The following is a 23,928-nucleotide window of genomic DNA, read 5'->3' as shown; positions in this document are numbered from 1 at the left end:
GCTCAGCCCTCCAACTTTTCGATGCGGTAATTCTCGATCACCGTGTTGGCGAGCAGCTTCTCGCACATCTCTTCCAGCGCGGCATCGCTGGTGTCGTCGGCGACTTCCAGCGTCACCGTGCGGCCGATGCGGACATCATCCACCCCGGCAAATCCCAGCCCTTCCAGCGCGTGATGGACGGCGCGGCCTTGCGGGTCGAGCACGCCGGGCTTCAGGCTGACGAGGATACGGACTTTCATGGGCCACCTTTTCACGTCTGGCGATATGCCGGATTCTGCCGCCGCCTATGCCTTGCGCCGCTGGCAGGTGCAAGCGCGCCCCATATCGTGCATTGGGGAGGAAATTGGATGGAGCGATACGATGATCCGTACGGAGCGGTTTGCCTTCGAGGGCGCGTAGGGACAGGTGCTGGACGGCCGGATCGATCGCCCGCGCATCGGCACGCCCGTTGCCGCGGTGCTTTTCGCCCATTGCTTCACCTGCACGAAGCAATCCATCGCCGCCACGCGCATATCGGAAGCGCTGGCCATGCGCGGGATTGCGGTGCTGCGCTTCGACTTCACAGGGCTGGGCGGCAGCGGGGGCGAGTTCGCCAATGCCGGCTTTGCCTCCAATGTGGAGGATCTGGTGGCCGCCGCGCGGGCGCTGGAGGCGCTGGGCATGCCGCCTGCCGTGCTGGTCGGCCACTCGCTGGGCGGGGCGGCGGTGATCGCTGCGGCAGAGCATATCGCCTCCGCGCAGGCCGTGGTGACTTTGGGTGCGCCATTCGAAGTCGACCATTCCTTCCAGCATTTCGGCGATGCCATCGCGACGATCGAGCAGGAAGGAGTAGCCGAGGTCGAGATTGCCTCGCGCACCTTCCGCATATCGAAGGATTTCCTGGAGCAGGGCCGCATGCAGCCGCAGGCGCAGCGGCTGGCGGCACTGGGCAAGGCGCTGCTGGTGCTGCACGCCCCGACGGATGAGCTGGTGGGGATCGAAAATGCGCGGCAGATTTACGAGGCGGCGCTGCATCCCAAGAGCTTCATCGCGCTGGACGGGGCGGACCACCTGCTGACGGGCGAGGGCGATGCGGCTTATGCCGCTGCGCTGATCGCGTCATGGGCTGCGGCGTACCTGCCGCCCGCGCCCACCGAAACGCGCGACTTGCCGGGCACGGTGCAGGTGGAGACGGCGGGCGGCAAGTTCACGCAGTTCGTGCGCACCCCGTCGCATGAATTCCTTGCGGATGAGCCCGCCAGCTACGGCGGCGACAACCTTGGGCCGACACCTTACGACATGCTGCTCGCTGCGCTGGGAACCTGCACCAGCATGACCATGCAGATGTATGCGGAGCGCAAGAAGTGGCCGCTGGAGCGGGTGATCGTGGATTTGGAACATACACGCGACCATCACAAGGACTGCACGGATTGTGAGGACGGCGAGGCAATCCAGGCCATCGACCGCGCGCTGACCATCATCGGAGAGCTGGACGACGAGCAGCGCGCCCGGCTGGTGGAGATTGCCGACAAATGTCCCGTCCACCGCACGCTGGAAGGCGAGCTGCGGATTTACACGACGCGCGTCGACTAGGCCCTATTCGGCAGCGCCTTCGGGCTCCACCACGCTGCGCGGCAGGACGGTGATTTCCAGCCGCTCACCCGGCTGGAGGTATTTCGCGGCGGCGGCCTGCAAGTCTGCCGGCGTCACGGCCATCACTACTTCGCGGGCGCGGGCGAAGCGGGCGATGCGCTCCGGTTCCGTCTGCGCGCGGTCGACCAGCGCCATCCAGCCGGCATTGCTGGACAGCAGGTTGCGATAGGTTTCCAGCAGCGGTGCGCGGGCGCGTTCCAGCAGGTCCATGGCGGGCGGACGGGCGATGAAGTCGCTCACGGTGGCCAGCATGGCCTCGCGCGCCGGGTCCACCTGGGCCACATCCACAGAAGCCGCGATGTTGAAGGTGCCGTAGCCGGTGTAAGTGCGGCTGAGGCTGACATTGACGCCGGGTGAGTAAGTCTGGCCCAGCTCCTCGCGCAGCACGTCTGTCAGGCGCAGGCGCATGACCCGCCCCAGCATTTCCAGCGTCAGGGCTTCCTCCAGGTCGCTGTCATCGGTGGCGGGCCAGCTCATGCGCAGGATCGCTTGGTCGGCCGGGCCCTCGTGCAGCACGGTGCGCGCGCTGCGGTCGGCAGTGAAGCCGCGGTCCCGCCGCCCGGCATATTCGCCGAAGCTGGCTTCGCGCTGCGGCAGTGCGCCGAAGGTGCGCGCGATGTAATCGATAGCCAGCGCCTCATCCACGTCGCCCACGATGGCGATCTCGATCGCGCCGTTCTGGAACCGCTCCGACATGTCGCTGCGCAATTTCGCGAAGTCGAGTGCGAGGTAATCGTCCATCGGCTGCACGGTGAAGCGCGGATCATCGTCCGAGATGATGCCGCCAAGGCTGTTGCCCAGCGCCGCGTTGGGCGTGGCATTGCGCGCCGCGAAGAAGTCGCGGATCTGCCGCTCGTAAACTATCTCGCCCTCGCGCCGGTAACCGGGGTCGGTCAGCGCGGCAGTCAGGACCTGCAATTGCAGCTGCAGGTCGCGCGGCGTGGTCGTGGCGGAAAAGCGGAACGTCTCCTCCTGCGCGCTGAAGTTCAGGCCCACGCTTCGCCCGGCAAGGACGGATTGCAGCTCGTCGATGGGATGCTGGCCGAGGCCGCCCAGCGGCAGCACGCGGACCATGGCCGTGGCCAGCGGGTTCTCACGCGTATTCAGCATCTGCCCGCCATCGATATTGACCTGCACCATGACGCGGTCTTCCTGCAGATCGGTGCGCTTGATATTCAGCATCACGCCGTTTTCGAAGCGGATCATGCGGATGCCGAGCGCCTCGTCCGTGCGATCTTCCACAACCGTGCCCGGGGTGCCGAAATCGGTGTAAGCAAACTCGGTCGCGCCGGTATTTTCCAGTGGGGCCAGTTCCACCTGCATGCCCGCATCCCAGCTTTCGCGCAGCGCGGCTTCGCCGCCTTTCGGGCCGGTGCGGCCTTCGAAACGGATCTGCGGATCGCCGAGCGCGATAGCATCGGCGCGCAGGGCCTCTAGCACGGCCTCAGGGGTGATCGTGTCCACCATCGCTTCGAAGCGGGCGAGGTTGCTTTCCGGCGTTGTCGGGATGGAGCCGCGCCGCACGAGGGCCAGCCCCTGCTGCACGTGATAGCCATTGCCGAAAGTCTGCGCGCCGGCAGCCGCGTTTTCCAACCCAGTGCGGATATTGGCGAGCTGTTCCGCAACCTCGGCCTCGGTAAAGCCGAATTGCAGGGCCCGCCGGTATTCAGCCTGCGCCGCCGCCAGCCCGCGCTGCCAGCCGCCCACGGCAGTATCGACGATGAGGTTGGTGGTGCGCGCTTCCTCGAAAACGTCAGAGGTTCCGAAGCCGGCATCGGCGAAAGGCGGGTCCTCACTGCGCGACAGGCTTTGCAGGCGGCGATTGACGATGCCGTATCCGATACGCTGGAGCAGGCCGATGCGCCGGTTCTCGGCAGTGTCGGGCCGATCAATCCACGGGCCGGTGCGCGCGATGGTCACACGCTCCGACAGCGCCGGATCGACATAGACCTGCGTCTCTCCGGGACGGTCGAAATCGAACGGTCCGGGGGAGGGCGGCGTGACGTCGCCCGCCGCCTGCCAGTCATCGAACTGGTCCGCGATCTTCGATTCCACCATGTCCGGGTCGAAGTCGCCGACCACCACCAGCACGGTGTTGGTGGGGCGATAGAGCCGCTGCCACATGGCGCGCAGCCCGTCCGCCGTGGCACCCTCGATTGTCGCAATCGTGCCGATGGGCAGGCGCTGCGCGAAGTGCGATGCGGGGTAGAAAAATTGCAGCCGGTTCTCGATATTACGCAGCTGGTACGTGTTGCGGGCGCGGCGTTCGGACAGCAGGACGCCCTTTTCGCGCTCCACCGCTTCCGGATCGAACAGCAGCTCGCTCGCCGTCTCGCGCATCAGGAACAGGGCGGTGTCCAGCAGTTCCTCCTCCGCGCGCGGCAGGTCCAGCTTGTAGATGGTGGCGTCGAAGCCGGTGCTGGCATTGGTGTCCGCCCCGAAGGCCAGGCCTTCGCGCTCCAGCAGCTTGATCATCTCGCCTTCGGGAACATTGGAGCTGCCGTTGAAGGCCATGTGCTCGATGAAATGCGCAAGGCCGCGCTCCTGCTCACTCTCCGCCAGCGATCCGGAGCCGATGTACATCTGCACCATCGCCTGGCCGGGAGGGGTCGCATTGCGGCGGATGAGGTAGCGCATGCCATTGGGCAGCGTGCCGTATCGCCATGCCGCGTCCAGTTTCAGGTCGCTGCCCTCGAAAGCCCATCGCGCGGCCTCTGCTGCCGTTTCCGGCCCTGCTGCATGGCCAGATTCAGGCGCGGAGGCCTCCGCCGGGACAGGCGGCGCGTCGGCGGCAGGCGGTATCGTGGCGCAGGCCGCCAGCGAGAAGAAACCCAGGGCGGCAGTCAGGACCTTTGCAATCATGCGCCCGCCCTTAAGGGCAGGTCACCGCCCATGCCAAGGGCGCGTCCCCAGCCTTGCGGGGATTACTTCTTCTTTGGCGGGGGGCTGGCGCGCAGCTTGCGATGGGCGGACAGGTCCAGCACTTCGCCCGGGCCACCATCGTCGTTCTGCAGCACGCCGAGCCGACGAGCGACTTCCTGGTACGCCTCCTCCTCGCCGCCCAGGTCACGGCGGAAGCGGTCCTTGTCCAGCTTCTCGTTCGTGTCCATGTCCCACAGGCGGCAGCCATCGGGGCTGATCTCGTCGGCCAGGATCACGCGGCTGAAATCGCCATCGTAGATGCGGCCGAATTCCAGCTTGAAATCGATCAGGCGGATGTTGGCATTGGCAAACATGCCGCACAGGAAATCGTTCACGCGGATCGCCATGGCGGCGATGTCCTGCATCTCCTCGTTACTGGCCCAGCCGAAACAGGCGATGTGTTCTTCCGCGATCAGCGGATCGCCCAGCGCATCGTCCTTGTAGTAATATTCCAGCAGCGTGTGGGGCAGCGGCTCGCCTTCTTCCAGGCCCAGCCGCTTGCAGATGGAGCCAGCGGCGACATTGCGCACCACGACTTCGATCGGGATGATCTCCGCCTGCCGGACCAGCTGTTCGCGCATATTCAGGCGGCGGATGAAATGCGTGGGGATGCCGATATGGGCGAGGCGGGTGAAGACATACTCGCTCACGCGGTTGTTGATCACGCCCTTGCCGTTGATCGTGCCCTTCTTCTCCGCATTGAAGGCGGTGGCATCGTCCTTGAAATACTGGATAAGCGTGCCCGGTTCGGGGCCCTCGTACAGGATCTTGGCCTTGCCTTCGTAGATCTGGCGGCGACGGGACATGGGCATGGCCTTTTCGAGAAGCTTGTAAACGCGAAGCGCCCCGGCTGGCACGGCGTGTGCCGCGTGCGGGCCGGGGCGATACGCGCGTTATACGAGCGCGCGCGGCGCAGCGCAATCCGCTGGCAGGCTTACTGCGCCTTCTGCTCGTCCATCCGCTTGATATAGCCGCCCTTGTACATGATGCAGTAGCGCAGCAGGTCGTTGTAATCGGCGGCATCGGTCCAGCCGCGCTTGGCCAGCTCCTTGCGATAGAACGCCAGCTCCGCATCCGTATCCCCGCCGGCGAGAATCAAATCCGTGCCCGCCGAGCAGATGGTCATGATGTCCTTTGTGGTTTCCACGTCTTCCGGGATGGCGGCCTGCGCGGGCGCCGTGGCCATGGCTGCAAGCGTGGCGACAAGGATCAGCTTCTTCATGATGGGTCCCCCTTGGTATCCGTGTCCCGATTAAACGCCCACGCCGGCCTAATTTCAAGCTGTTGCATACAGGCCAGTGCGCCGTTAGGCGGCGCGCAAAGTTTCCCGAGGGGTTGCAGTGATGAATATGCGTTTCCTGGCCGCTTGCGGCGTATCGCTGGCGGTGCTGGCCGCCATCCCGGCTTCGGCGAAGGATGAGGCAACGCATGCGAAGCCCCGTCCAGATTCGCCGGAACCAATCCTTACCTGGCACCCGACGAAGCAGGAAATCGTCGTAACGGCGTCGCGCGAAGGGCTGGAAACGCTGGAAAACTACACCGGCGGGATTTCGGTTTTCACCGATGAGGAACTGGAGGCGCGCGCCTTCACGGATCTCTCAAGCCTCAGCTATTCCGCGCCCAATGTCTCGCTCGATCCCATCGGCACCTTCCGCGGGGTGAGCAACTTCGCCATTCGCGGGCTCGGCGTGAACAGCTCCATCCCCACCGTGGAGCCGACCGTCGGCGTGTTCGTGGACGGGGTCTATATCGGCGTGAATGCCGGGACGGTGTTCGATGCGCTGGACGTTGAGCGGGTGGAAATCCTGCGCGGGCCGCAGGGCACGAGCTTTGGCCGCAACACCACGGGCGGCGCGGTATTGGTGCAGACTGCTGATCCGTCTACGAGCTGGGAAGGCCATGCCCGCGCCACGCTGGAAGGCCCCGTCGATGGCGGACGCGGACGCTGGGCAGCCACGGGCCGCGCTGTTCTGTCCGGACCCATCAGCGACACGGTAAGCTTCCGGCTTGGCGCGCTGCATTCCAGCGATCCGGGATACTTCCGCAACTCCGTGGACGGGCAGGCTTTTGGTGAGATGCGCACCACAGTGCTGCGCGGCGGGCTGGCTTTCAACACCACCGACGTATCGGTGGTCGGCAAGCTGGAATGGACCGGCAGCCACGGCGACGGTGCGGCGACGCATAACAATGGGCTGTTCGCGCGCGACACGTTCGAAATCGCCGTGAACCAGCGCGGCTTCTATCGCAGCGACAGCGTGCTGGGCACGGTGAAGGCCGAGGTAGAGCTGGGCGAGGGCACGCTCACCGATACGTTCGGCTATCGCGATTACAGCCTGGAAACGCGCAACGACATCGATTCCACGCCGGTCCCGATCTTCGAATCCGATACCGCCACCGCGCATCGCCAGTGGTCCAACGAGCTTACCTATCGGTTTAGCGGAGATGGCTGGACGGGCATCGCCGGCATCTACCTGCTGGACCAGGAGATCGGTTACGACGAATCGCGCGATCTCAGCTTCTTCGGCGCCGCGCCGCAATTCGGCGGGGGCGTGCAGGATCACACCTCCCTCGGCCTGTTCGCGCAGGGCACGTTATACCTGACGCAAGGGCTTGCCGTTCAGGCAGGCCTGCGCTGGTCGCGCGAGACGAAGCGCGGCGAGATAACCTATGTGCGCCCGCGTGCAGCCTGTTCCTCAATCGACGGGACCTGCCCCGTTACCGGTACGCGCGTCGCGGGTGAGAACAATGGCTTCAAGGACGAGCGGACGTGGGAGGCGCTGTCCCCCAGCATCACCCTGCAATACGAGCCGAACTCGAACGCGCTGCTCTACGCCAGTTGGGCGCGGGGCCACCGCAGCGGCGGATATAACCCGCGTATCACGCAGCCTGCGCAGTTCGAGGATGTCAGCGCCCGCCTCGGCTCCTTCGCTTTCGACCAGGAGCGGGTGGACACATTCGAGCTGGGCGGAAACTGGCAGCCATCGCGGGACTTCTCCGTGCGCGGCGCAATCTTCCGCACTTACGTTGACGATTTGCAGCGCGAACTCAGCGTGCCCAGCTTGAATGCGGGCGGGCTTGCGCAATCGATCTACAACACCGCCGATGCGCGGATCGACGGGCTGGAGCTGGAAGTGACGGCACGCCCGGCAATCGGCCTGCAACTGGGCGCGCATCTGGGCCTGCTGGATGCGGATTATACGGAAGTACGATTCGACCTGACGGGCGACGGCGTGATCGACGGTGCGGATTTGGCGCTGGAACTGCCGCGCGCGCCGAAGCTGAGCTTGGGCGGATCCGTAGGCTACGAAACCAGCGTCGGTGATAGCGACGTCCTGTCGTTCTACGCCAGCTTCCAGCACCGCGGCCGCTACGCCTATACGGACAACAATTGGGGCTGGAACGACGCGTCGAACCGGCTCGATGCCTCGATCAGCTATCTTCTCGGCGGCAGCGAAGCGGATGTGACGCTGCGCATCTTCGGGCGCAATTTGCTGGATGAGGTGCAATTCGGCGGGGACACGCAGCTGCCCTTCGGCGGCGGGCCGTTTTCCAACGGCGTGGCAGCGCCTTTCGACCCGCGCCCTGCAGCGGGGACATTCTCCCCGCTGCTGGATGGCCGCACGATCGGCGTGGAAGTGGGCGTGGCCTTCTAAAGCCAATAGTTTCCGTCATTGCGAGGAGCCGAAGGCGACGCGGCAATCCAGCTTCGACCGTCGACGCTATGAGCGAGCATGGGAGATGGATTGCTTCGCTTTGCTCGCAATGACGAAACAAAACGAAAGGATGGGCGGCAAGGCCCGCCTCAGAGGTTCGCCGCTTCGAATTCGCTGTCGTATTTCGCGATCAGGTCGCGGTCGTCATGCTGCCACGGGTGGAAGCCGGGCAGGAAATAGGACACCCAAGGCCCTGCCATGCGGCGCAGGATGCCGGGCTTTACCAGCAGGTATTTCCACAGCCGCCAGCGCGCCCGCAGGCCGGTGATGCCGTCCTGTTCCAGCAGGTCCAGCGCATCGACGGTGCGGTTGCGCACAAACATGAAGGTGACGATGGCCATGACCCGCGCCTTGACGGACCAGCGTTTGAACCGGCTCCAGTCACGCGTGGCGTGCAGCCATGTGTCGTATGCGACGCCCTTGTGCTCGATCTCTTCGGCGGCGTGCCATTTCCACAGCTCCGCCTGCTCGACATCGGCATTGGTGAAATGGCGCGGGTGGCGCAGGAATTCATGCGCGAACATGGCGGTAAAATGTTCCAGCGCGATGGTCGTGGCCAGCCAAGCGATGGGCGGGCGCGATTTTGACAAGCCGATCTGGTGCTCCACGCGCGCTTCGATGCGGCTGGTGTCGTAACCTGCATCCGTAGCGGCGCGGTTGAAGGCAACGTGTTCGCGCGTGTGGTTCACCTCCTGCTTGATGAAGGCGCGGATTTCAGCCTCCAGCTTGGGCGGCGTGCCTTCGCGGAAATGGCGCACGGCGTCGATGAACAGGCCCTCGCCGCGCGGGAAGCAAGCGGACAGGCTGTTGAACCAAGCGGTTGCGATGGGATCGCCGTTCAGCCACCAGCGCGCCTGTTCGCTGCCCCGCCCGAAACGGCGGTCGCGCACATTGAGCGTCAGGTCGGCTGGCGTGGGCGCAGCCTTGCCGCGCGATTCGCCGCGCTTTACAGGTTGGGGGAAGGGGGCGTTCATGTGACTTGGATGCATCCTGCAAAATAGATTGTCAATGGATACTTACATCTATGTCAGTAAAGAAACGCCTAACTCCCGAGGAAAGCCGCGCTCAGGCGCTGGCGGCCGCGCGGGAGCTGCTGCTGGAAGCCGGGCCGCAGGCTGTGACGCTGAAAGCGGTGTCGGGCCGGGTGGGGCGCACGCATGCGAACCTGCTCCATCACTTCGGCAGCGCGGCGGGGTTGCAGAAAGCGCTGGCAGGGCACCTGGCCAAGGCGGTGTGCGAGACGATCGGCGATGCCGTGCGGGCCGCACGCGCCGGGATAGGCTCCCCGCGCGAGGTGGTGGACCTGACCTTCGATGTCTTCGACAAGGAAGGCGGCGGCGCGCTCGCCAGCTGGATGCTGGCAAGCGGAAACGAGGACGCGCTCGATCCAATCGTGGAGACGATCCACCAGCTGGTCGATGACCTGAACCCGGAAGAGACGCTGCCCGGCACCCAGCCGGTGCTGCATGAAAACACGCTGACGCTGGTGCTGCTGGCACTAGGCGACGCGCTGATGGGCGAGCGGCTTGCCGGTTCGCTCGGCGTGCGGCGCGAAGTGGCGCGCGAACAGGCCGAAGCCATGCTAATCGCCGGCTTCATGAAGGCCGGTGTGGAGGGCGTGGACTAGCCGCTATTCCCCGGCGTGCAGCCGCATCCATTCGGGTGCATGTTCGGCAGGGACGTCTGCCACGCGCAGGTGGTCGACTGCCAGGCCGAGCTCGGGATAGGCCGCCTTGCGCCGCTTTTCCTCGCTCGCATCCAGTGGGACCACCACCAACCGCCGGTTGACCTTCTGCCGCCAGTTCATGCGCGCGGTGTTTTCCTGCCCGATATAACATCCCTTGTCGAAGGCGACGCCGTTCAGCTCTACCGCATTGGTTTCCAGCCACAGCGTGTCACCCATTTCGCCGCGCCCTTCCGGCACGCCGAGCGAAAGGCGGTGCGCGCGGTAGGCATCGTCGGCGGTGTCATCCGCCACATCTGCTGCCGCCAGCCAGCGCCGTCCCATGGCGGGCAGGCGCGGATCGGGCGTGCCTTCGCCGTTCTGGCCTGCCTGCCAGTGCACGGCCAGCGCCGGGTCCACCGCGATGTCCAGTTTGCGGCGCAGGCGGTAGAGAGAGAGCCGCTTGGCCAGATCCTCCGCCGCATCCGATTCGCAGTCCAGCAGCACACCGTTGTCGCCGTCCGCCCAGACCAGGAAATCGAACATCGTCTTGCCCTGCGGTGTCAGCAGCGCGGCATAGACCGGCAGCGCGCCTCTCACATCGTTCGTCACCAGCCCCTGCAGGAAAGCACGCGGATCCTCGCCTGCATCGGTGGCGGAAACGCGCACCACGGCGCGGGCGGTCAATCGGGTGGCGGTCATGGGTTACACATAGGGGGCGGGCCGCCTAAGGGAAGGGATGGCATTCGATCCCTCACAATTCGCCCAGGTCGTTTTCAGCGGCGGCGGCATCCGCTGCTTCTGGCATGGCGGCTTCCTGTCCGAGCTCGGCGATATCGAGGCCTTCGCGCCCCAGCGCATCTCGGGTGTATCCGGCGGCGCTCTGTCGGGCGCCGCGTGGATCGGCGGCGTGGAGACGGACCTGCGCGCCGTGATGGACGAGGCATTCCGCCACACGCAGAGCAACATCGCGGCAGGCAAGAGCAATTATACGCCGCACGAGGAAGTGTACCGCGCGGTGGTGGAAACCGCGCTGGATGCGCGCGCGATCGAGCGGATCTGCGACGGGCCTTCCTTCCAGATTTTCCTTTCCGCCCCGCCGCGCTGGATGCCGGCCAAGCTGATGGCGGCGCTGATGCTGGTGGCATACAAGGCGGACCAGAACGTGCGCTCCACCCCGCACCTGGAATGGCCGCGCGCGCTGGGCCTGCAGAACCTGTGCGTCGATGCGCGGGCCGCGGCGCGGCAGGGCACGCTGGTGGACCTGATCGTCGCCGCTGCCACCATCCCGCCCGTGTTCGACGTGCCCGTGTGGGAAGGGCGCCGCGTGCTGGATGGCGGCATGCATGACAAGGCGCCCATGCCCCAGCCCGATGAGGGGCGCACATTCGTCCTGATGACCAGCCGGTATGACAATTGCCCCGATGTGCCGGGCCGCACCTATGTGATGCCGAGCGAGGCGGTGGCGGCGGATAAGATCGACTTCACGCAGCCGGATAAGGTGCAGCAGACGTGGGACCAGGGCGTGCGTGACGCCAAAAGCTGGCTGGCAAGCGGGGACACGGCAGACTAGGGAAGGGCGCGATGACCGACACGCTGACAATCCGCCGCCCAGACGACTGGCACGTTCACCTTCGCGATGGCGATATCCTGCGCGGCGTCGCGCCTTATACCGCGCGCCAGTTCGCCCGTGCGATCGTGATGCCCAATCTCTCGCCCCCGGTCACCGACCGCCACCGCGCCGCCGATTACCGTGCGCGTATCATGGCAGCCGTGCCCGAAAGCATGGCCTTCACGCCGCTGATGACCTGTTACCTGACCGACGACACCGATCCGGCGGACGTGGCCGAAGGCTTCGCGAACGGCGTCTTCACCGCCGCCAAGCTGTACCCTGCCAATGCCACGACGAACTCCGCGCACGGCGTGACGGATGTGGCGAATATCATGCCGGTGCTGGAGCGGATGGCCGAGATCGGCATGGTCCTGTGCGTGCATGGCGAGGTGACCGATGCGCATGTCGACGTGTTCGACCGCGAGAAGGAATTCATCGACCGCACGCTCGCCCTGCTGGTGGAGCGCCTGCCGCAGCTGAAGGTGGTGTTCGAACACATCACCACTTCGGACGCGGTCGATTTCGTGGATGCGAGCGGCCCGCAGGTCGCCGCCACGGTCACGCCGCAGCATCTCTGGATCAATCGCAACGCCATGCTGGTGGGCGGCATCCGCCCGCATGCCTACTGCCTGCCGGTGGCCAAGCGCGAGGAGCACCGCCTTGCCCTGCGCCGCGCGGTCACGAGCGGTTCGGCCAAGTATTTCCTCGGCACGGACAGCGCCCCGCATGACCGCGCGGCCAAGGAAAGCGCCTGTGGCTGCGCGGGCATTTTCAACGCGCCGCATGCGCTGGAAAGCTATGCGACCGTCTTCGACCAGGAAGGCGCGCTCGAACATTTCGAGGCTTTTGCCAGCGAGAACGGCCCGCGCTTCTACGGCCTGCCGCTGAACGAAGGCACGGTGACGCTGGAGCGGGCCGAGGTGCAGGTGGTCGACACTATAGATGCGGCCGGTACGCCTGTCGTGCCGTTCCACGCAGGCGAGACGATTGGCTGGCGCTTCGTGGGCTAGGCCCTCTGCGGCGTTGCCTTGGCCGACCGCCTGCCGCGCAGGATCGAGACGATGAATAGCCCCACCGCGCACCAGATGGCGACGAAGGCCAGCAGCCGCGCCGGGTCCAGCTCTTCGCCGAAGACCGTCAGGCCCAGGATGAACACGATGGTGGGCGCGGTGAACTGCACGAAGCCGGTCAGCGTATAGGGCAGGCGCCGCGCGCCCGATGCGAAGAGGAACAGCGGGATCGCCGTCATCGCCCCGCCAAAGGCCACGGCCAGCGCGACGTCCCATCCCTGAAGCAGGGCGGAACCCGCAGGCTGGAAGGCGTAATATAGGACGGTGGCCAGCGCCGCCGGAACCAGCAGTAGCGTCTCCAGCGTCAGCCCGGCCAGCGCACCAGCCTTCACCGTCTTGCGGACGAAGCCGTAAGTAGCGAAGCTGAAGGCGAGCACGATGCTGACCCACAGCGTTGTCGGCGCGCCCACGGCCAGCACACCCACGCCCAGCGCCGCCAGCGCCACGGCCAGCCATTGCACCGTGCCCAGCCGCTCGCGCAGCAGGACCAGGCCCAGCAGCATCATGACAAAGGGCGTGATGTAATAGCCAAGGCTGGCAGCCAGGACGTGCCCTTCGTGGATTGCCCAGACATAGACGACCCAATTGACCGCAATCAGCACCGCGCTCGCCAGCAGGCGCAGCATCGTCGCGCCGTCGCGAATGGCCACGCGCACCTCGCCAACCCCGGATGTGAAGCGCAGCATCAGCAGGCACAGTGGAAGGCTGAAGAGGATACGCCAGGCGACGAACTCCACGTCCGGCACGCTCTGCACCAGGATCAGGTACAGCGGCATCGCACCCCAGAACATGTGCGCGCCGAGGGCCTGCAACAGGCCGCGCTTCAACTCGCGCTGCTGATCGGGGGAGGTGTCCACGCGCCGCCGCTAGGCCTGCGCGGTGCGGCACGCAACAGCAATTCGTCGCCGGAAGATTTCGCTTCGTCGCAAGAGCCCGAACCTGACAGCGGAGTTGCCCAGCGTTCAGGAAAGCAGGCGTAATTATGAACTCCTTCGAGACGCAGACTCGATGAGGAGACACCTGATGACGAAACTTCTTCCCGCCGCCGGCCTTGCGCTGGCCGCTTCCGCCCTGACGCTTCCCGCAGCCCCGGCCATGGCGGCCGAGCTGCCTGCCGCGCCTGCTGCCATCACCCATGTGCTGGACCAGCATGCGCCCGGCTTGGAAATTGCCGAGCATGGCCGCCACCGTAAGTGGAAGAGGGGCCATCGCCACGGCGGTTACGAGCGGTATGACGACCGCTACGACGATCGCTACGACCGCCGGGGCCAGCGCTATTATGACGAGCCGGTCTATCGCAACACGCGCGTCTGGCGCGGGAATGACGGGCGCGTCTATTGCCGCAAGAGCGACGGGACGACCGGGCTGATCATCGGTGCCGCAGCGGGCGCGCTGCTGGGCCGCGAGATCGACAAGAACGGTGACCGCACCATCGGGACCGTGCTGGGCGCAGCTGCCGGTGCCATCATCGGCAAGAACCTGGACGACGGCGTTCGTTGCCGCTGATCGGGCTGCCGATCGGACCCCGCCAAGGGTCTTGATTACAACAAGTTAGCGGGCCGGCCTTCCCCTGTTGGGCCGGTCCGTTTGCGCGGCTCCTACGGGTCGTATTGTGGGGGGTCGCGCCAAGGCGCTCGTCTTTCTTCGGAGGGGCGGGCGCCTTGATTTTTTGGGGCCACACGCGCCCTTAACCCCTGCCGCGCTATGGCATTGCCTCAACCGATGGAAGCAAAGCCGTGGCCCGATTTGCCAATCTTGTAATACCTGTCGCCCTGCTGGCCTTGTCTGCCTGCGGTGGCGGTGATGAGCCGGTGAAGCCGCAGCCTGACAGCGATCCGCTGCTGGACGGCGCGCTTGCCGAACAGATCATGGTCGATCCCGACCTCGTCGGACAGAACCAGGCGGCGAACGTCGCTTCGGTCTCCGCGCCCGATGGCTCAATCCCGGCGCTGGACATGGACGTCGATACCATCTCCGCCGCGCGGCAGGAGGCCATAGAGCTGGTCGGCGGCACGGGCGCTATGCGCAAGGCGCCGGAACCGAAAGAGGTGAGCGGGGCCCTGCCGGAATCCGCTGCCCTGACCGCCGCCGCACGCGCTGCGGCTGCTCCGGGAGGCAACAGGAATTGCGCCGAAGACGTGAATTACACCGCGAAATGGGCGGCGCGCCTTCCCGCTGCTTTCCCCGTCTATCCGCGCAGCGCCGTGCAGGAAGCCGCCGGGACGGACGGCAATGGCTGTGCCCTTCGCGTGGTAAACTTCCAGACGCCCGTCGACATCGATGACGTGACCAGCTTCTACTACACGCGCGCCACGGCCGCCGGTTACAGCGCGCAGCATGTGAGGGAAGGCGGCGACAATGTGCTGGGCGGCGTGAAGGGCCGCGCGTCCTACGTGATCTATGCCCGCACGCTGCCCACAGGCGCGACGGAAGTGGACATGGTGGTCAGCGGCGGCTGATCAGCTTTCCTTGAACCCCACGCCCACACTGGCTCGCGGCTGTTCCATTTCCGTGCTGGTGACCGGATAGGCGCAGTAATCCGCAGCATAGAAGGCCGCCGGGCGATGGTTGCCCGACAGGCCCACACCGCCGAACGGCGCGGCAGAAGATGCCCCGTTGGTCGGGCGGTTCCAGTTGACGATACCGGCGCGGATATTGGCCCAGAAGCGGCTGTATTCGGCCGGACTGCCGCCGATCAGGCTGGCGGACAGGCCGAAGCGCGTGTTGTTCGCCTCGGCAATCGCCTCGTCGAATTCGTCCACCTTGATGATCTGCAGCAGCGGGCCGAACAGTTCCACGTCGGGCCGGTCTGCCATGGCGGTGGTGTCGATGATGCCCGGGGTCACGAAGGGCAGGCCCTCGCGTGGGCGGCGCATGTGGCTGATCGCCTTGCCGCCGTGGGACATCAGGTAAAGGAAGCTCTCGGTCAGCTGGTCTGCCGCCTCGTTATCGATCACCGGGCCCATGAATGGGGCGGGATCGTCGAAGGGCGCGCCGATGATGATGCGCGAGGCAAGCGTCTTCACCGCGCCCACGACCTCGTCATAGATGCTGGCTTTGACGATCATGCGGCGTGCCGCCGTGCAGCGCTGCCCGGCAGAGGTGAAGGCGGACTGGATGACCAGCGCCGCCGCGTCGGAAACCTTGGGAGTGTCCCACATCACGATGGGGTTGTTGCCGCCCATTTCCAGCGCCAGGATCTTGCCAGGGTTGGTTGCCAGCTTCTTGTTGATGGCAATGCCCGCCGTGGCGCTGCCCGTGAAGAGGACGCCGTCCACACCGGGATGCGCGACCAGTTCCTTGCCCTCGTTCGGGCCGCCCACGATCATCTGCACTACGGCGGCGCTGATGCCCGCCTTGTGGAAGCACTTGATCAGCAGCTCGCCCACGGCCGGCGTCTTCTCGCTGGGCTTGAAGACGATGGTGTTGCCGGCGATCAATGCTGGCACGATGTGTCCGTTGGGCAGGTGAGCGGGAAAGTTGTACGGCCCCAGCACAGCCATCACGCCGTGCGGCTTGTGACGCAGGGCTGCCGTGCCCTGCAGCGCGCTGTCGAGTTTGCGCTGCCCCGTACGGTCGGCATAGGCGCGCACGGAAATCTCGACCTTGCCGATCACCGCTTCCACTTCGGTGCGGGCTTCCCACAGGGGCTTGCCCGTCTCGCGCGCGATCAGTTCGGCGAGCTCTTCCTGCACCTTGCGCACTTCATTGGCGAAGCGGCGCACGAGTTCGATGCGCTTTGCCAGCGGCTGCGCGGCCCATGCAGGCCAGGCGCGGCGCGCGCGGTCGACGCATTCCTCGACATTCCCCACACGGCTGCGCCAGATTTCCTCACCCGTTGCGGGTTCGGTCGAAACAATTTCCTGAAGGCTCACCCGGACATTCCCCCAACGCCAGCAGCCATTGCGCGGCGCGCTAATCTCTGAGGCCGGGCGAAGACCCGGCAAATTCGTGAGGCGCCATCTAGGGCCAAAAACCTATTTCCGCAATCGGTTGGCATGGCCGGACGGCTCCGGCGCAGGGCCAAGCGCGTTGCCCAGCGCGCGGATGGCGGAAACCTTGCGATCCAGCACGTCCCAGTCGTCGCGCAGGCAGCAGGCATCGAGGACGTCGTTCACCTCGCCGATCTCCAGTCCTTCCGGCTCGGCCGCCTGCCAATATTCGCTCTGCGGACCCACGGATTCGCGGCCTTCCAGCGCCTCTGCCAGCTCGCCCTCGGCATGCGCGCCGAAGCGGTGGCGGTGGAAAAGTTCATGCGGGGCAAGCGCGCCCGCCTTTATCGCCCGCTCGCAGGCGGAGACGAGGGCGGCATCCTGCGCCGCGCCGCGGCTTTCCACGCCCAGCCGCCAGCACCAGCGCCGGGCCAGCGCCGCGCCGTAGAGCGCTGGAAACCGCTCGATCGCGGCCACCAAAGGCGGGGCCTCCACCAGCGGGCGCAGTGCGATGGCCAATTGCGCGCAATTCCAGTGGATCGCTTCCGGTTGGCGGCCGAATGCATAAAGGCCCGAATGGTCGAAATAGGCGGCCGTAAAGCCGGGATCCCATTGCGGCAGGAAGCGCCACGGGCCGTAATCGAAGCTTTCGCCCGTGATGTTCATATTGTCGGTGTTGAGCACGCCGTGAACGAAGCCGGCGGCCATGTAGGATGCGGCAAGATCGGCCAGCCGTTCCACCACCTGGTGCAGCAACTTTACGGCAGGGACATCACCCTCCGGCGCATCGGCGGGCGCTTCGGGGCCGGGATAATGCTCCAGGCAATAATTAACCAGGGCGGCCAGGTTCTCCCGCTCGCCAAGGTCAGCGAGCCGCTGGAAACTGCCGATGCGGATGTGGCCGTGGCTCAGCCGTGTCATCACGGCGGAGCGGACCGGCGGCGGCTCGTCATGCCGCTCCAGCACCTCGCCCGTCTCGATCACGGCAAAGGTCTTGGAGGTATTTGCCCCCAGCGCCTCGAGCATCTCCGTCGCCAGGATTTCGCGAATCGCGCCGCGCAGCGTCAGGCGTCCGTCGGCCGTGCGGCTGTAGGGCGTGGTGCCGCTGCCCTTGGTCCCAAGGTCCAGCAGGCGGCCTCCCGCATCGCGCAACTGCGCAAACAGGAAGCCGCGCCCGTCGCCAATATCGGGATTGTACACGCGGAACTGGTGGCCGTGATAGCGCAGGGCCAGCGGGCGCGGCAGGTTGCCCTCCAGCGGTTCGAACCGCGCGAAGTGGGCAAGCCACGCCGCCTCGTCCAACCCGTCCAGCCCCACCGTCTTGTCATGCCGGGAATTGCGGAAGCGCGGGATGGCCTGCGGGAAATCCGCCGCCTCCACGGGATCGGCCAGCCAGTCGGCGATTGCCTGTATCGGCGTGTCAGGCCGGTAATCGGCAGCTTGCGGTTCGGGGCGCATCTGGCATTAGTGGCCCCGCATGCCCGCCGTAACAAGGCATGTGCGGATTCGAGCAGGGGACAGGCCATCGCCGGCAGCGACGAAATCTACACTATCGGTACGTGGGAAACGGCCGATGGTCTGACGCTGAGCTTTCGCGATTATGCCGGGCGCGCGGACCGCCCGGCACTGCTGTGCCTGCACGGCCTGACCCGCAATGCGCGCGATTTCGGCCCCCTGGCCGATGCCTTTGCGGGCGAGTGGCGGCTGATAGTGCCTGAGATGCGCGGGCGGGGGATGAGCGATTACGCGCGCGACCCGGAAACCTATCGCATTCCCAATTATCTTGCCGATGTCGATGCGCTGCTGGGGCACCTCTCGCTCGAAGAATATGTCGGTGTGGGCACGTCCATGGGCGGGCTGATGCTGGCGCTGATGGCGGCGCGCGACGGCAGCCGGATGAAGGGCGTGGTGCTGAACGATATCGGCCCGGTCGTGGAGAAGGCAGGGCTGGAGCGGATCGGCGAATATGTCGGCCTCGGCCGCAGCTTCCCCACATGGATGCACGCCGCGCGGGCGCTGCGCGAACAGGCGCGGGCGGACCACCCTGGCTTCGACATTGCTGCCTGGCTGCAGCACGCCAAGCGCATGATGGTGGTGGGCAACAATGGCCGCATCGCCTTCGATTACGACATGAAGATCGCAGAGCCCTTCGTGCGCGATGGCGAGAAGGAGACGGCCGATCTGTGGCCCGCTTTCAAGGCGCTGGGCGGCAGGCCCGGCCTGTTGCTACACGGCGAATTGTCCGACCTGCTGAGCGCCGAGACTGCCGCGCACATGGCCGCCGATATCGATGGCATGGACGTGGCGCTGATACCGCAGACCGGCCATGCTTCCACGCTGGAGGAGCCGGAGGCGCAGGCCGCCATCGCCAGCCTCCTGGCACGGGTCGCCACATGAAGACGAGCCGCAAATGAAACCCAACCAACGCCCGCGTATGCTGCATGTCCATTCCGGCTTCGATCCCGGCGGCAAGGAACTGCGCTGCGTCCAGTTGGTGCGCGCCTTCCCGAAGGCGGACCATGTCATCGTCAGCGGCGATCCGGAGCGGATGGGCGCGGCGCGCTTGTTGCAGGGGCTGGGCAATGTCACCTTCCCGAAGGACTTCCCGGCGCTGACGGGCAAGCCATGGCCGGGCCGCCTGAAGAAGATCGCCGCCGCCATGGCCGGTTTCGACCTGATCCTGACTTACAATTGGGGCGCGATGGATGCGGCGATGGCGCACACGCTATTCGCCGATGTCTACCGCCTGCCGCCGCTGGTCCATCACGAGGATGGCTTCAACGAGGATGAGGCCAAGCGCCTGAAGAAGCGCCGCAATTTCTTCCGCCGCATCGCGCTGGGGCGCTGCGCCGCGCTGGTCGTGCCGAGTGAGACGCTGGAACGCGTGGCGCTGGAGACCTGGGAATTGCCGCGCACCAAGGTCCGCCGCATCCCCAATGGCATCGACGTGGGTGCCTTCTCCCGCGCGCCGAAAGCGGACGCCCTGCCATCGCTGATCAAGCGCAAGGGCGAAAAGTGGGTAGGCACGCTGGCCGGGCTCCGTGCGGTGAAGAACCTGCCCGCCATGGTCCGCGCCTTTGCCGCCCTTCCGGAAGAATGGAATTTGGTTATCGCCGGTGAGGGGCCAGAACGCGCCGCGATCGAGGCGGAGGCGGACCGGCTGGGCGTGGAGCACCGCGTCCACCTGCCGGGCTTTGTCGATGATCCCGCGCGGATCGTGGGGCTATTCGATATTTTTGCGCTCTCCAGCGAATCCGAACAGCAGCCCATCTCCGTGATCGAGGCGATGGCTGCGGGCGTGCCCGTTGCGGCGCCCGATGTGGGCGATGTCGCGGGCATGGTGGCGGAGGAGCAGGCCGAATTCATCGTCGCCCCGCCGGTTGGCGAGAACCTCGCCCCGGCGCTGGCCGCGCTGGCAGGTGATGATGCCCTGCGCGAGCGGCTGGGCAAGGCCAACAAGCGCAAGGCCCGCGCCGAATATGACGCGAAGACGATGATCGAACGCTACCGCGCGCTGTATTGGGGGATAATGGGCCGCAACCCCTGAAATTGCGGGCAGGGCACGCGCCTTGGCGGTGACTGCAGCCATGACGCCGCTTTCATCCGCCATTCACGCTGCGGGGGAGACAGTGCCTCGCAAAGATTGAATTGCGTGGGCCATGCGCTAAACAGCGCGGCGAAACGCCATATTGCCGAGGATGAACGCCCCCGTGGCCCTGACCCCCAAGACACCCAAGACGACCGAGGAAAAGAAAGCCAAGGCCACCGATGCGGAGCAGGACATGCTGCTGCGCGAAGTGGACGATGCGGTTCGTCAGGACGATGCGGCGCAGTTCGCCCAGAAATACGGCAAGATCGTTATCGGTGTGCTGGTTGCGGGCCTGCTGGCCTTTGCCGGTTTCCTGTACTGGCAGGGTCAGAACGAAGGCGCGATGGAAGGTAATTCCGAAGCGCTGATCGGCGCGCTGGACGAGCTGGAGGCGGGCAATCTCGCCACTGCCAAGAGCGAACTGGCCGCCCTTGCCGACGGCGCGCCCGGCCCGGCCGCTGCGGCTGCCATGCTGCAGGCAGGCATTGCCGCACAGGACGGCCAGCCTGCGCAGGCCGCAGAGATGTTCGCCGCCGTGGCCGCCGATCCCGAAACACCCAAGCCGCTGGCCGACCTCGCGCTGATCCGCTCCGTCGCGGCGAATTACGATGCGATGGACAAGGCCGAAGTGGTGACCAAGCTGAAGCCGCTGGCCGTGCCGGGCAACGCCTATTTCGGATCCGCCGGGGAACTGGTGGCCATGGCTTACCTGGAACAGGGCAAGGAAGACCTTGCCGGACCGCTTTTCGCGCAGATTGCGCAGGATGAAACCGTGCCCGCCAGCCTGCGGGCCCGCGCGCGCCAGATGGCTGGCGTGCTGGGCTACGACGCTGTCGAGGATGTAGACAGCACGCTGGAAGAATTCGGCGGCGAGACGGCCGGCACCGCCGGCTGACGCCCGACCAAGGAAATGCCAAAGAGATGAATGTGAAAAACAGCAGCGGCCCGTTCGGCCTTTCCATCGCACCGCGCAGCCTGATGCGCGCTGTCCTTGCCACCGGGCTTGCCTTCGCGGCCAGCGCATGCGGCCTGTTCGGCGGTTCCGACGATGGCGACAAGACGCCGACCGTCGGCAACCGCACGCCGATCCTGTCGCGCATCGCATCGGCCGTGGAAGCGGACCCGTCGCTGGCGGGTACGGCAGTGGTGCTGCCGCCCGCGCGTGAGAACGCGGAGTGGTCGCAGGCCGGTGGCAATGCCGCGAAGAACCCGGGCCATGTCGCCCTGTCCAACGCGCCGGGCCGCGCCTGGACGGCCAGCATTGCCGGTTCGTCCAAGAAGGTGAAGCTGGCGGCAGCCCCCGTCATCGGAGGCGGGATGCTGTATGCCGTGGGCACCGATGGCCGCGTGCACGCCATGGATGCAGGGACCGGCGCTTCGGTCTGGACTTACCAGTTCGAAGTTTCCGATGACCTGCAGCGCAGCCGTTTCGGCGGCGGTGCGGCCTATTTCGACGGCCGTGTCTTTGCCACCAGCGGTGCGGGCGACGTTGCCGCACTGGATGCGCGCACCGGCCAGCAGCTGTGGCGCGTGAAGCCCGCCGGTCCGCTGCGCGGTTCGCCCACCATCGCCTACAATTCCGCTTACGTGATGAGCCAGAACAGCGAGATCTTTGCGCTTTCGCTGACCGATGGCAGCGTGGTGTGGCAGGATACGGCATCTGGCGGCCAGTCCGGCGTGTTCGGCGTCGCCGCGCCCGCTTCGGGCCAGAGCACGGTCATCGCAGGCTATTCCAGCGGCGAGCTTGTGGCCTATCGTTACGAGAACGGCCGCGTGCTGTGGTCCGACGCGCTTGCGCGCACCTCCATCAGCACCTCCGTCAGCACGCTGACCGACGTGGATGCCGACCCCATCATCGACCAGGGCCGCGTTTACGCGCTGGGCCAGGGTGGCCGCATGGCCGCTTACGAGCTCGTGACCGGCCAGCGCCTGTGGGAACTCAACCTCGCTGGGATCTCCACCCCCACTGTGGCTGGTGAATGGGTCTTCACCCTGACCGACGATGCCCGGCTGCTGGCCATCCAGCGCACTACGGGCCGCGTCCGCTGGATGACGCAGCTTGACCGCTGGCGCGATGCCGAAGACCGCGAAGGCCCGATCTTCTGGCAGGGCCCCGTGCTCGCCAGCAATCGCCTGTGGATCGCCAGCTCGCGCGGCAAGCTGCTGTCCGCCGACGTGACGACGGGTGAAGTCAGCGAAGCCTATGAGTTCAAGGCTCCGGTCAGCCTGCCTCCGGTCGTCGCCATGCAGACGCTGTATGTGCTGGACGATGACGGGACGATCACCGCTTTCCGCTAAGCGAAAGCCACGTTAATTTTCCTGCGGCCCGCCGTCCTTTTCCGGGACTGCGGGCCGCAGCCTTATCGGGCCATTAAGCCTTTTCGCTTATGGGCAGGCGCGATGACCGCGCACATGCCAATCGCCAGTTCGCCGCCTGCAAGGCGCAGGGGTGCGCCCGCGCGCCCGATCCCGGCCAGCGACGTGTCGACCAGTGTCGGCCTCGTCGGCCTGGCGACGCTGCTGGCGTGGATCGCCTTCTGCCGCGCCTGGCCGCAGATCGCGCCGGTGTTCGGGGCCGATCCGGCATCAGGCGTGCTGAGCGGTCCGCTGGCCGCGCTCGCAGCCATGGCGCTGACCGGCCTTGCCATGGGTATTTGGTCGGTGGTGGTGGACAAGGTGCACCTGCGCCCCTCCACCGGGATCGACTGGTCCAATCCGCGCCCGATCGACCAGGCGATGGAAACCGCCAGCACCAAGATTGCTGCCCTGTGGGTGACATACGGCGTGCTGGCCGGCCTCTTCTGCCTCGGCCGCTGGTACTGGGACGGGCAATACCTCTTTTCCATGCAGGTGCTGGGCTGGGCGGCAATCCCGCTTTTCGTGCTGTGCGTGCCCTATGTGATCTGGCTGGACCGCTACATGATCAGGCCGCGCGACCATGCCTGGCATTTCGGCGCCATGCTGCTGCGGCGCGAGGCGTGGGACCCGCATGAGGTGAAGAAGCACTGGCGGGCCTGGATCATCAAGGGCTTCTTCAGCGCCTTCATGATCTCCATCCTGCCCTTCGGTTTCCGCGCCGTGGTGGAGGCGGATTTCGGTGCCGTACTGGGCAATCCGGTGATGCTGGGTGTGCTGCTGTTCGAGCTCCTGTTCGTGATCGACGTGCAGATCGGCACGGTGGGCTATTTGCTGACGCTGCGCCCGCTGGACGCCCATATCCGCAGCGGCAATCCCTTCTTGGCCGGCTGGGTTGCGGCACTGCTGTGCTACCCGCCCTTCGTCTTCGCCTTCATGGGCAATGGCGGGGTGATCCAGTACGAAAACAACACCGCAGGCTGGGGCCACTGGTTTGCAGGTAACGAGCCATTGCTGTGGGCCTGGGCCGCCATACTGGTCGCGCTGACGGCCATCTATGCCTGGGCCACCGTGGCCTTTGGCATCCGCTTTTCCAACCTCACCTATCGCGGTGTGCTGACGCATGGGCCATATCGCTTCACGCGCCACCCGGCCTATCTGTCGAAGAACCTGTTCTGGTGGCTGAGCGTGATGCCATTCATCACCGTCAGCGGTTCCACGGTGGACGTGATCCGCAACACGATCTTCCTGGGCGTGGTGTCCGGCATCTATTACTGGCGCGCGAAGACCGAAGAGGCGCACCTGCTGGGCGAGGACGAGAAATACCGCGATTACTTCGAGTGGATGAACCGCCACGGCATCGTCACTGCCCCGCTGCATCGCCTGCTCGAAAAGCTGAAGCCGAAAGGCGCGATCGCGCCGCAGCCTGCGGAATAGCGC

At 65.9% G+C, this 23,928-nt stretch carries 21 protein-coding genes; 12 read left to right on the top strand and 9 right to left on the bottom strand.

The annotated features are described in order from the left end of the window. Positions 1-2 precede the first annotated feature (2 nt). Positions 3-239, bottom strand: a complete 237-nt coding sequence (gene purS / locus A6F65_RS10250) for a phosphoribosylformylglycinamidine synthase subunit PurS (protein WP_067788409.1) — start codon at positions 237-239, stop codon at positions 3-5. Positions 240-405: 166 nt separating this feature from the next. On the opposite strand from purS, the gene A6F65_RS10245 reads away from it, so the two are divergent. After that, a complete protein-coding gene (locus tag A6F65_RS10245) occupies positions 406-1,572 on the top strand; it encodes a bifunctional alpha/beta hydrolase/OsmC family protein (RefSeq protein ID WP_237164813.1) in 1,167 nt (388 codons plus the stop codon). Positions 1,573-1,575: 3 nt separating this feature from the next. Here A6F65_RS10245 and A6F65_RS10240 read toward each other — a convergent pair whose 3' ends face one another. The 3 genes from A6F65_RS10240 to A6F65_RS10230 form a co-directional block, all read right to left on the bottom strand. After that, complete coding sequence (locus A6F65_RS10240) at positions 1,576-4,494, bottom strand: M16 family metallopeptidase (protein WP_083989443.1); 2,919 nt, start codon at positions 4,492-4,494, stop codon at positions 1,576-1,578. A gap of 62 nt (positions 4,495-4,556) precedes the next feature. After that, complete coding sequence (gene purC / locus A6F65_RS10235) at positions 4,557-5,360, bottom strand: phosphoribosylaminoimidazolesuccinocarboxamide synthase (protein ID WP_067790509.1); 804 nt, start codon at positions 5,358-5,360, stop codon at positions 4,557-4,559. Positions 5,361-5,488: 128 nt separating this feature from the next. Next, on the bottom strand, positions 5,489-5,776 hold the full coding sequence (locus tag A6F65_RS10230; RefSeq protein ID WP_067788407.1) for a hypothetical protein: 288 nt from the start codon (positions 5,774-5,776) through the stop codon (positions 5,489-5,491). A 121-nt stretch (positions 5,777-5,897) separates the two neighbouring features. Between A6F65_RS10230 and A6F65_RS10225 the strand changes: the two genes are divergently transcribed. Beyond that, positions 5,898-8,207 carry a TonB-dependent receptor gene (locus tag A6F65_RS10225; RefSeq protein WP_067788405.1) on the top strand — a complete coding sequence of 770 codons (2,310 nt, stop codon included), beginning with the start codon at positions 5,898-5,900 and terminating at the stop codon, positions 8,205-8,207. A gap of 149 nt (positions 8,208-8,356) precedes the next feature. Here the strand turns inward: A6F65_RS10225 and A6F65_RS10220 are convergent, their stop codons facing one another. Further along, positions 8,357-9,241: a metal-dependent hydrolase gene (locus A6F65_RS10220; protein ID WP_067788403.1), complete on the bottom strand. Its 885-nt coding sequence runs from the start codon at positions 9,239-9,241 to the stop codon at positions 8,357-8,359. Positions 9,242-9,291: 50 nt separating this feature from the next. Between A6F65_RS10220 and A6F65_RS10215 the strand changes: the two genes are divergently transcribed. Beyond that, positions 9,292-9,894: a TetR/AcrR family transcriptional regulator gene (locus A6F65_RS10215; protein WP_067788401.1), complete on the top strand. Its 603-nt coding sequence runs from the start codon at positions 9,292-9,294 to the stop codon at positions 9,892-9,894. 3 nt (positions 9,895-9,897) lie between these two features. Here A6F65_RS10215 and ygfZ read toward each other — a convergent pair whose 3' ends face one another. Further along, complete coding sequence (ygfZ, locus tag A6F65_RS10210; RefSeq protein ID WP_067788399.1) at positions 9,898-10,632, bottom strand: CAF17-like 4Fe-4S cluster assembly/insertion protein YgfZ; 735 nt, start codon at positions 10,630-10,632, stop codon at positions 9,898-9,900. Positions 10,633-10,669: 37 nt separating this feature from the next. On the opposite strand from ygfZ, the gene A6F65_RS10205 reads away from it, so the two are divergent. Together A6F65_RS10205 and pyrC are read left to right on the top strand one after the other, a co-directional pair. Next, on the top strand, positions 10,670-11,503 hold the full coding sequence (locus A6F65_RS10205) for a patatin-like phospholipase family protein (protein ID WP_067788397.1): 834 nt from the start codon (positions 10,670-10,672) through the stop codon (positions 11,501-11,503). Between the two features lie 11 nt (positions 11,504-11,514). Next, on the top strand, positions 11,515-12,552 hold the full coding sequence (gene pyrC, locus A6F65_RS10200; protein ID WP_067788395.1) for a dihydroorotase: 1,038 nt from the start codon (positions 11,515-11,517) through the stop codon (positions 12,550-12,552). On the opposite strand, the gene rarD is transcribed toward pyrC, so the two are convergent. Further along, positions 12,549-13,469 (bottom strand): EamA family transporter RarD, encoded by a 921-nt coding sequence (gene rarD / locus A6F65_RS10195; protein ID WP_083989441.1) that lies wholly within the window; start codon positions 13,467-13,469, stop codon positions 12,549-12,551. The two genes, pyrC and rarD, sit on opposite strands and share 4 nt — an antisense overlap. Before the next feature lie 166 nt (positions 13,470-13,635). On the opposite strand from rarD, the gene A6F65_RS10190 reads away from it, so the two are divergent. Both A6F65_RS10190 and A6F65_RS10185 read left to right on the top strand, forming a co-directional pair. Next, the gene (locus tag A6F65_RS10190) at positions 13,636-14,118 is read left to right on the top strand and encodes a glycine zipper 2TM domain-containing protein (RefSeq protein ID WP_157093116.1); all 483 of its coding nucleotides are present in this window, start codon (positions 13,636-13,638) and stop codon (positions 14,116-14,118) included. A gap of 275 nt (positions 14,119-14,393) precedes the next feature. Next, a complete protein-coding gene (locus A6F65_RS10185) occupies positions 14,394-15,071 on the top strand; it encodes a hypothetical protein (protein ID WP_237164812.1) in 678 nt (225 codons plus the stop codon). Here the strand turns inward: A6F65_RS10185 and astD are convergent, their stop codons facing one another. Together astD and A6F65_RS10175 are read right to left on the bottom strand one after the other, a co-directional pair. After that, the gene (astD, locus tag A6F65_RS10180) at positions 15,072-16,532 is read right to left on the bottom strand and encodes a succinylglutamate-semialdehyde dehydrogenase (protein WP_083989668.1); all 1,461 of its coding nucleotides are present in this window, start codon (positions 16,530-16,532) and stop codon (positions 15,072-15,074) included. 57 nt (positions 16,533-16,589) lie between these two features. Continuing rightward, positions 16,590-18,002, bottom strand: a complete 1,413-nt coding sequence (locus A6F65_RS10175; protein WP_067788387.1) for a protein adenylyltransferase SelO family protein — start codon at positions 18,000-18,002, stop codon at positions 16,590-16,592. A gap of 9 nt (positions 18,003-18,011) precedes the next feature. Here A6F65_RS10175 and A6F65_RS10170 point away from each other — a divergent pair, with 9 nt between their 5' ends. The 5 genes from A6F65_RS10170 to A6F65_RS10150 all read left to right on the top strand — a co-directional run bounded on the left by A6F65_RS10170 (position 18,012) and on the right by A6F65_RS10150 (position 23,925). After that, positions 18,012-18,941 carry an alpha/beta fold hydrolase gene (locus tag A6F65_RS10170; RefSeq protein WP_237164811.1) on the top strand — a complete coding sequence of 310 codons (930 nt, stop codon included), beginning with the start codon at positions 18,012-18,014 and terminating at the stop codon, positions 18,939-18,941. Positions 18,942-18,954: 13 nt separating this feature from the next. After that, positions 18,955-20,091: a glycosyltransferase gene (locus A6F65_RS10165; RefSeq protein WP_067788384.1), complete on the top strand. Its 1,137-nt coding sequence runs from the start codon at positions 18,955-18,957 to the stop codon at positions 20,089-20,091. Positions 20,092-20,254: 163 nt separating this feature from the next. Next, the gene (locus A6F65_RS10160; RefSeq protein WP_067790500.1) at positions 20,255-21,028 is read left to right on the top strand and encodes a tetratricopeptide repeat protein; all 774 of its coding nucleotides are present in this window, start codon (positions 20,255-20,257) and stop codon (positions 21,026-21,028) included. A 26-nt stretch (positions 21,029-21,054) separates the two neighbouring features. After that, complete coding sequence (locus A6F65_RS10155; protein WP_067788382.1) at positions 21,055-22,431, top strand: outer membrane protein assembly factor BamB family protein; 1,377 nt, start codon at positions 21,055-21,057, stop codon at positions 22,429-22,431. Positions 22,432-22,545: 114 nt separating this feature from the next. Then, the gene (locus A6F65_RS10150; RefSeq protein WP_067790496.1) at positions 22,546-23,925 is read left to right on the top strand and encodes a methyltransferase family protein; all 1,380 of its coding nucleotides are present in this window, start codon (positions 22,546-22,548) and stop codon (positions 23,923-23,925) included. The last annotated feature ends 3 nt before the right edge of the window (positions 23,926-23,928 follow it).

This window comes from Paraurantiacibacter namhicola, from assembly GCF_001687545.1.
GTDB lineage: Bacteria > Pseudomonadota > Alphaproteobacteria > Sphingomonadales > Sphingomonadaceae > Paraurantiacibacter > Paraurantiacibacter namhicola.
Note: the sequence above shows the minus strand (reverse complement) of the source record. Positions and strands in the feature narration are given on the sequence as shown.

Bases quoted from the DNA above. Each gene is read 5' to 3' on its own strand.
- purS (WP_067788409.1), bottom strand. From the start codon at position 239: ATGAAAGTCCGTATCCTCGTCAGCCTGAAGCCCGGCGTGCTCGACCCG.
- A6F65_RS10240 (WP_083989443.1), bottom strand. From the start codon at position 4,494: ATGATTGCAAAGGTCCTGACTGCCGCCCTGGGTTTCTTCTCGCTGGCG.
- purC (WP_067790509.1), bottom strand. From the start codon at position 5,360: ATGTCCCGTCGCCGCCAGATCTACGAAGGCAAGGCCAAGATCCTGTAC.
- A6F65_RS10230 (WP_067788407.1), bottom strand. From the start codon at position 5,776: ATGAAGAAGCTGATCCTTGTCGCCACGCTTGCAGCCATGGCCACGGCG.
- A6F65_RS10225 (WP_067788405.1), top strand. From the start codon at position 5,898: ATGAATATGCGTTTCCTGGCCGCTTGCGGCGTATCGCTGGCGGTGCTG.
- A6F65_RS10220 (WP_067788403.1), bottom strand. From the start codon at position 9,241: ATGAACGCCCCCTTCCCCCAACCTGTAAAGCGCGGCGAATCGCGCGGC.
- A6F65_RS10215 (WP_067788401.1), top strand. From the start codon at position 9,292: ATGTCAGTAAAGAAACGCCTAACTCCCGAGGAAAGCCGCGCTCAGGCG.
- ygfZ (WP_067788399.1), bottom strand. From the start codon at position 10,632: ATGACCGCCACCCGATTGACCGCCCGCGCCGTGGTGCGCGTTTCCGCC.
- A6F65_RS10205 (WP_067788397.1), top strand. From the start codon at position 10,670: ATGGCATTCGATCCCTCACAATTCGCCCAGGTCGTTTTCAGCGGCGGC.
- pyrC (WP_067788395.1), top strand. From the start codon at position 11,515: ATGACCGACACGCTGACAATCCGCCGCCCAGACGACTGGCACGTTCAC.
- A6F65_RS10190 (WP_157093116.1), top strand. From the start codon at position 13,636: ATGACGAAACTTCTTCCCGCCGCCGGCCTTGCGCTGGCCGCTTCCGCC.
- A6F65_RS10175 (WP_067788387.1), bottom strand. From the start codon at position 18,002: ATGCGCCCCGAACCGCAAGCTGCCGATTACCGGCCTGACACGCCGATA.
- A6F65_RS10165 (WP_067788384.1), top strand. From the start codon at position 18,955: ATGAAACCCAACCAACGCCCGCGTATGCTGCATGTCCATTCCGGCTTC.
- A6F65_RS10155 (WP_067788382.1), top strand. From the start codon at position 21,055: ATGAATGTGAAAAACAGCAGCGGCCCGTTCGGCCTTTCCATCGCACCG.
- A6F65_RS10150 (WP_067790496.1), top strand. From the start codon at position 22,546: ATGCCAATCGCCAGTTCGCCGCCTGCAAGGCGCAGGGGTGCGCCCGCG.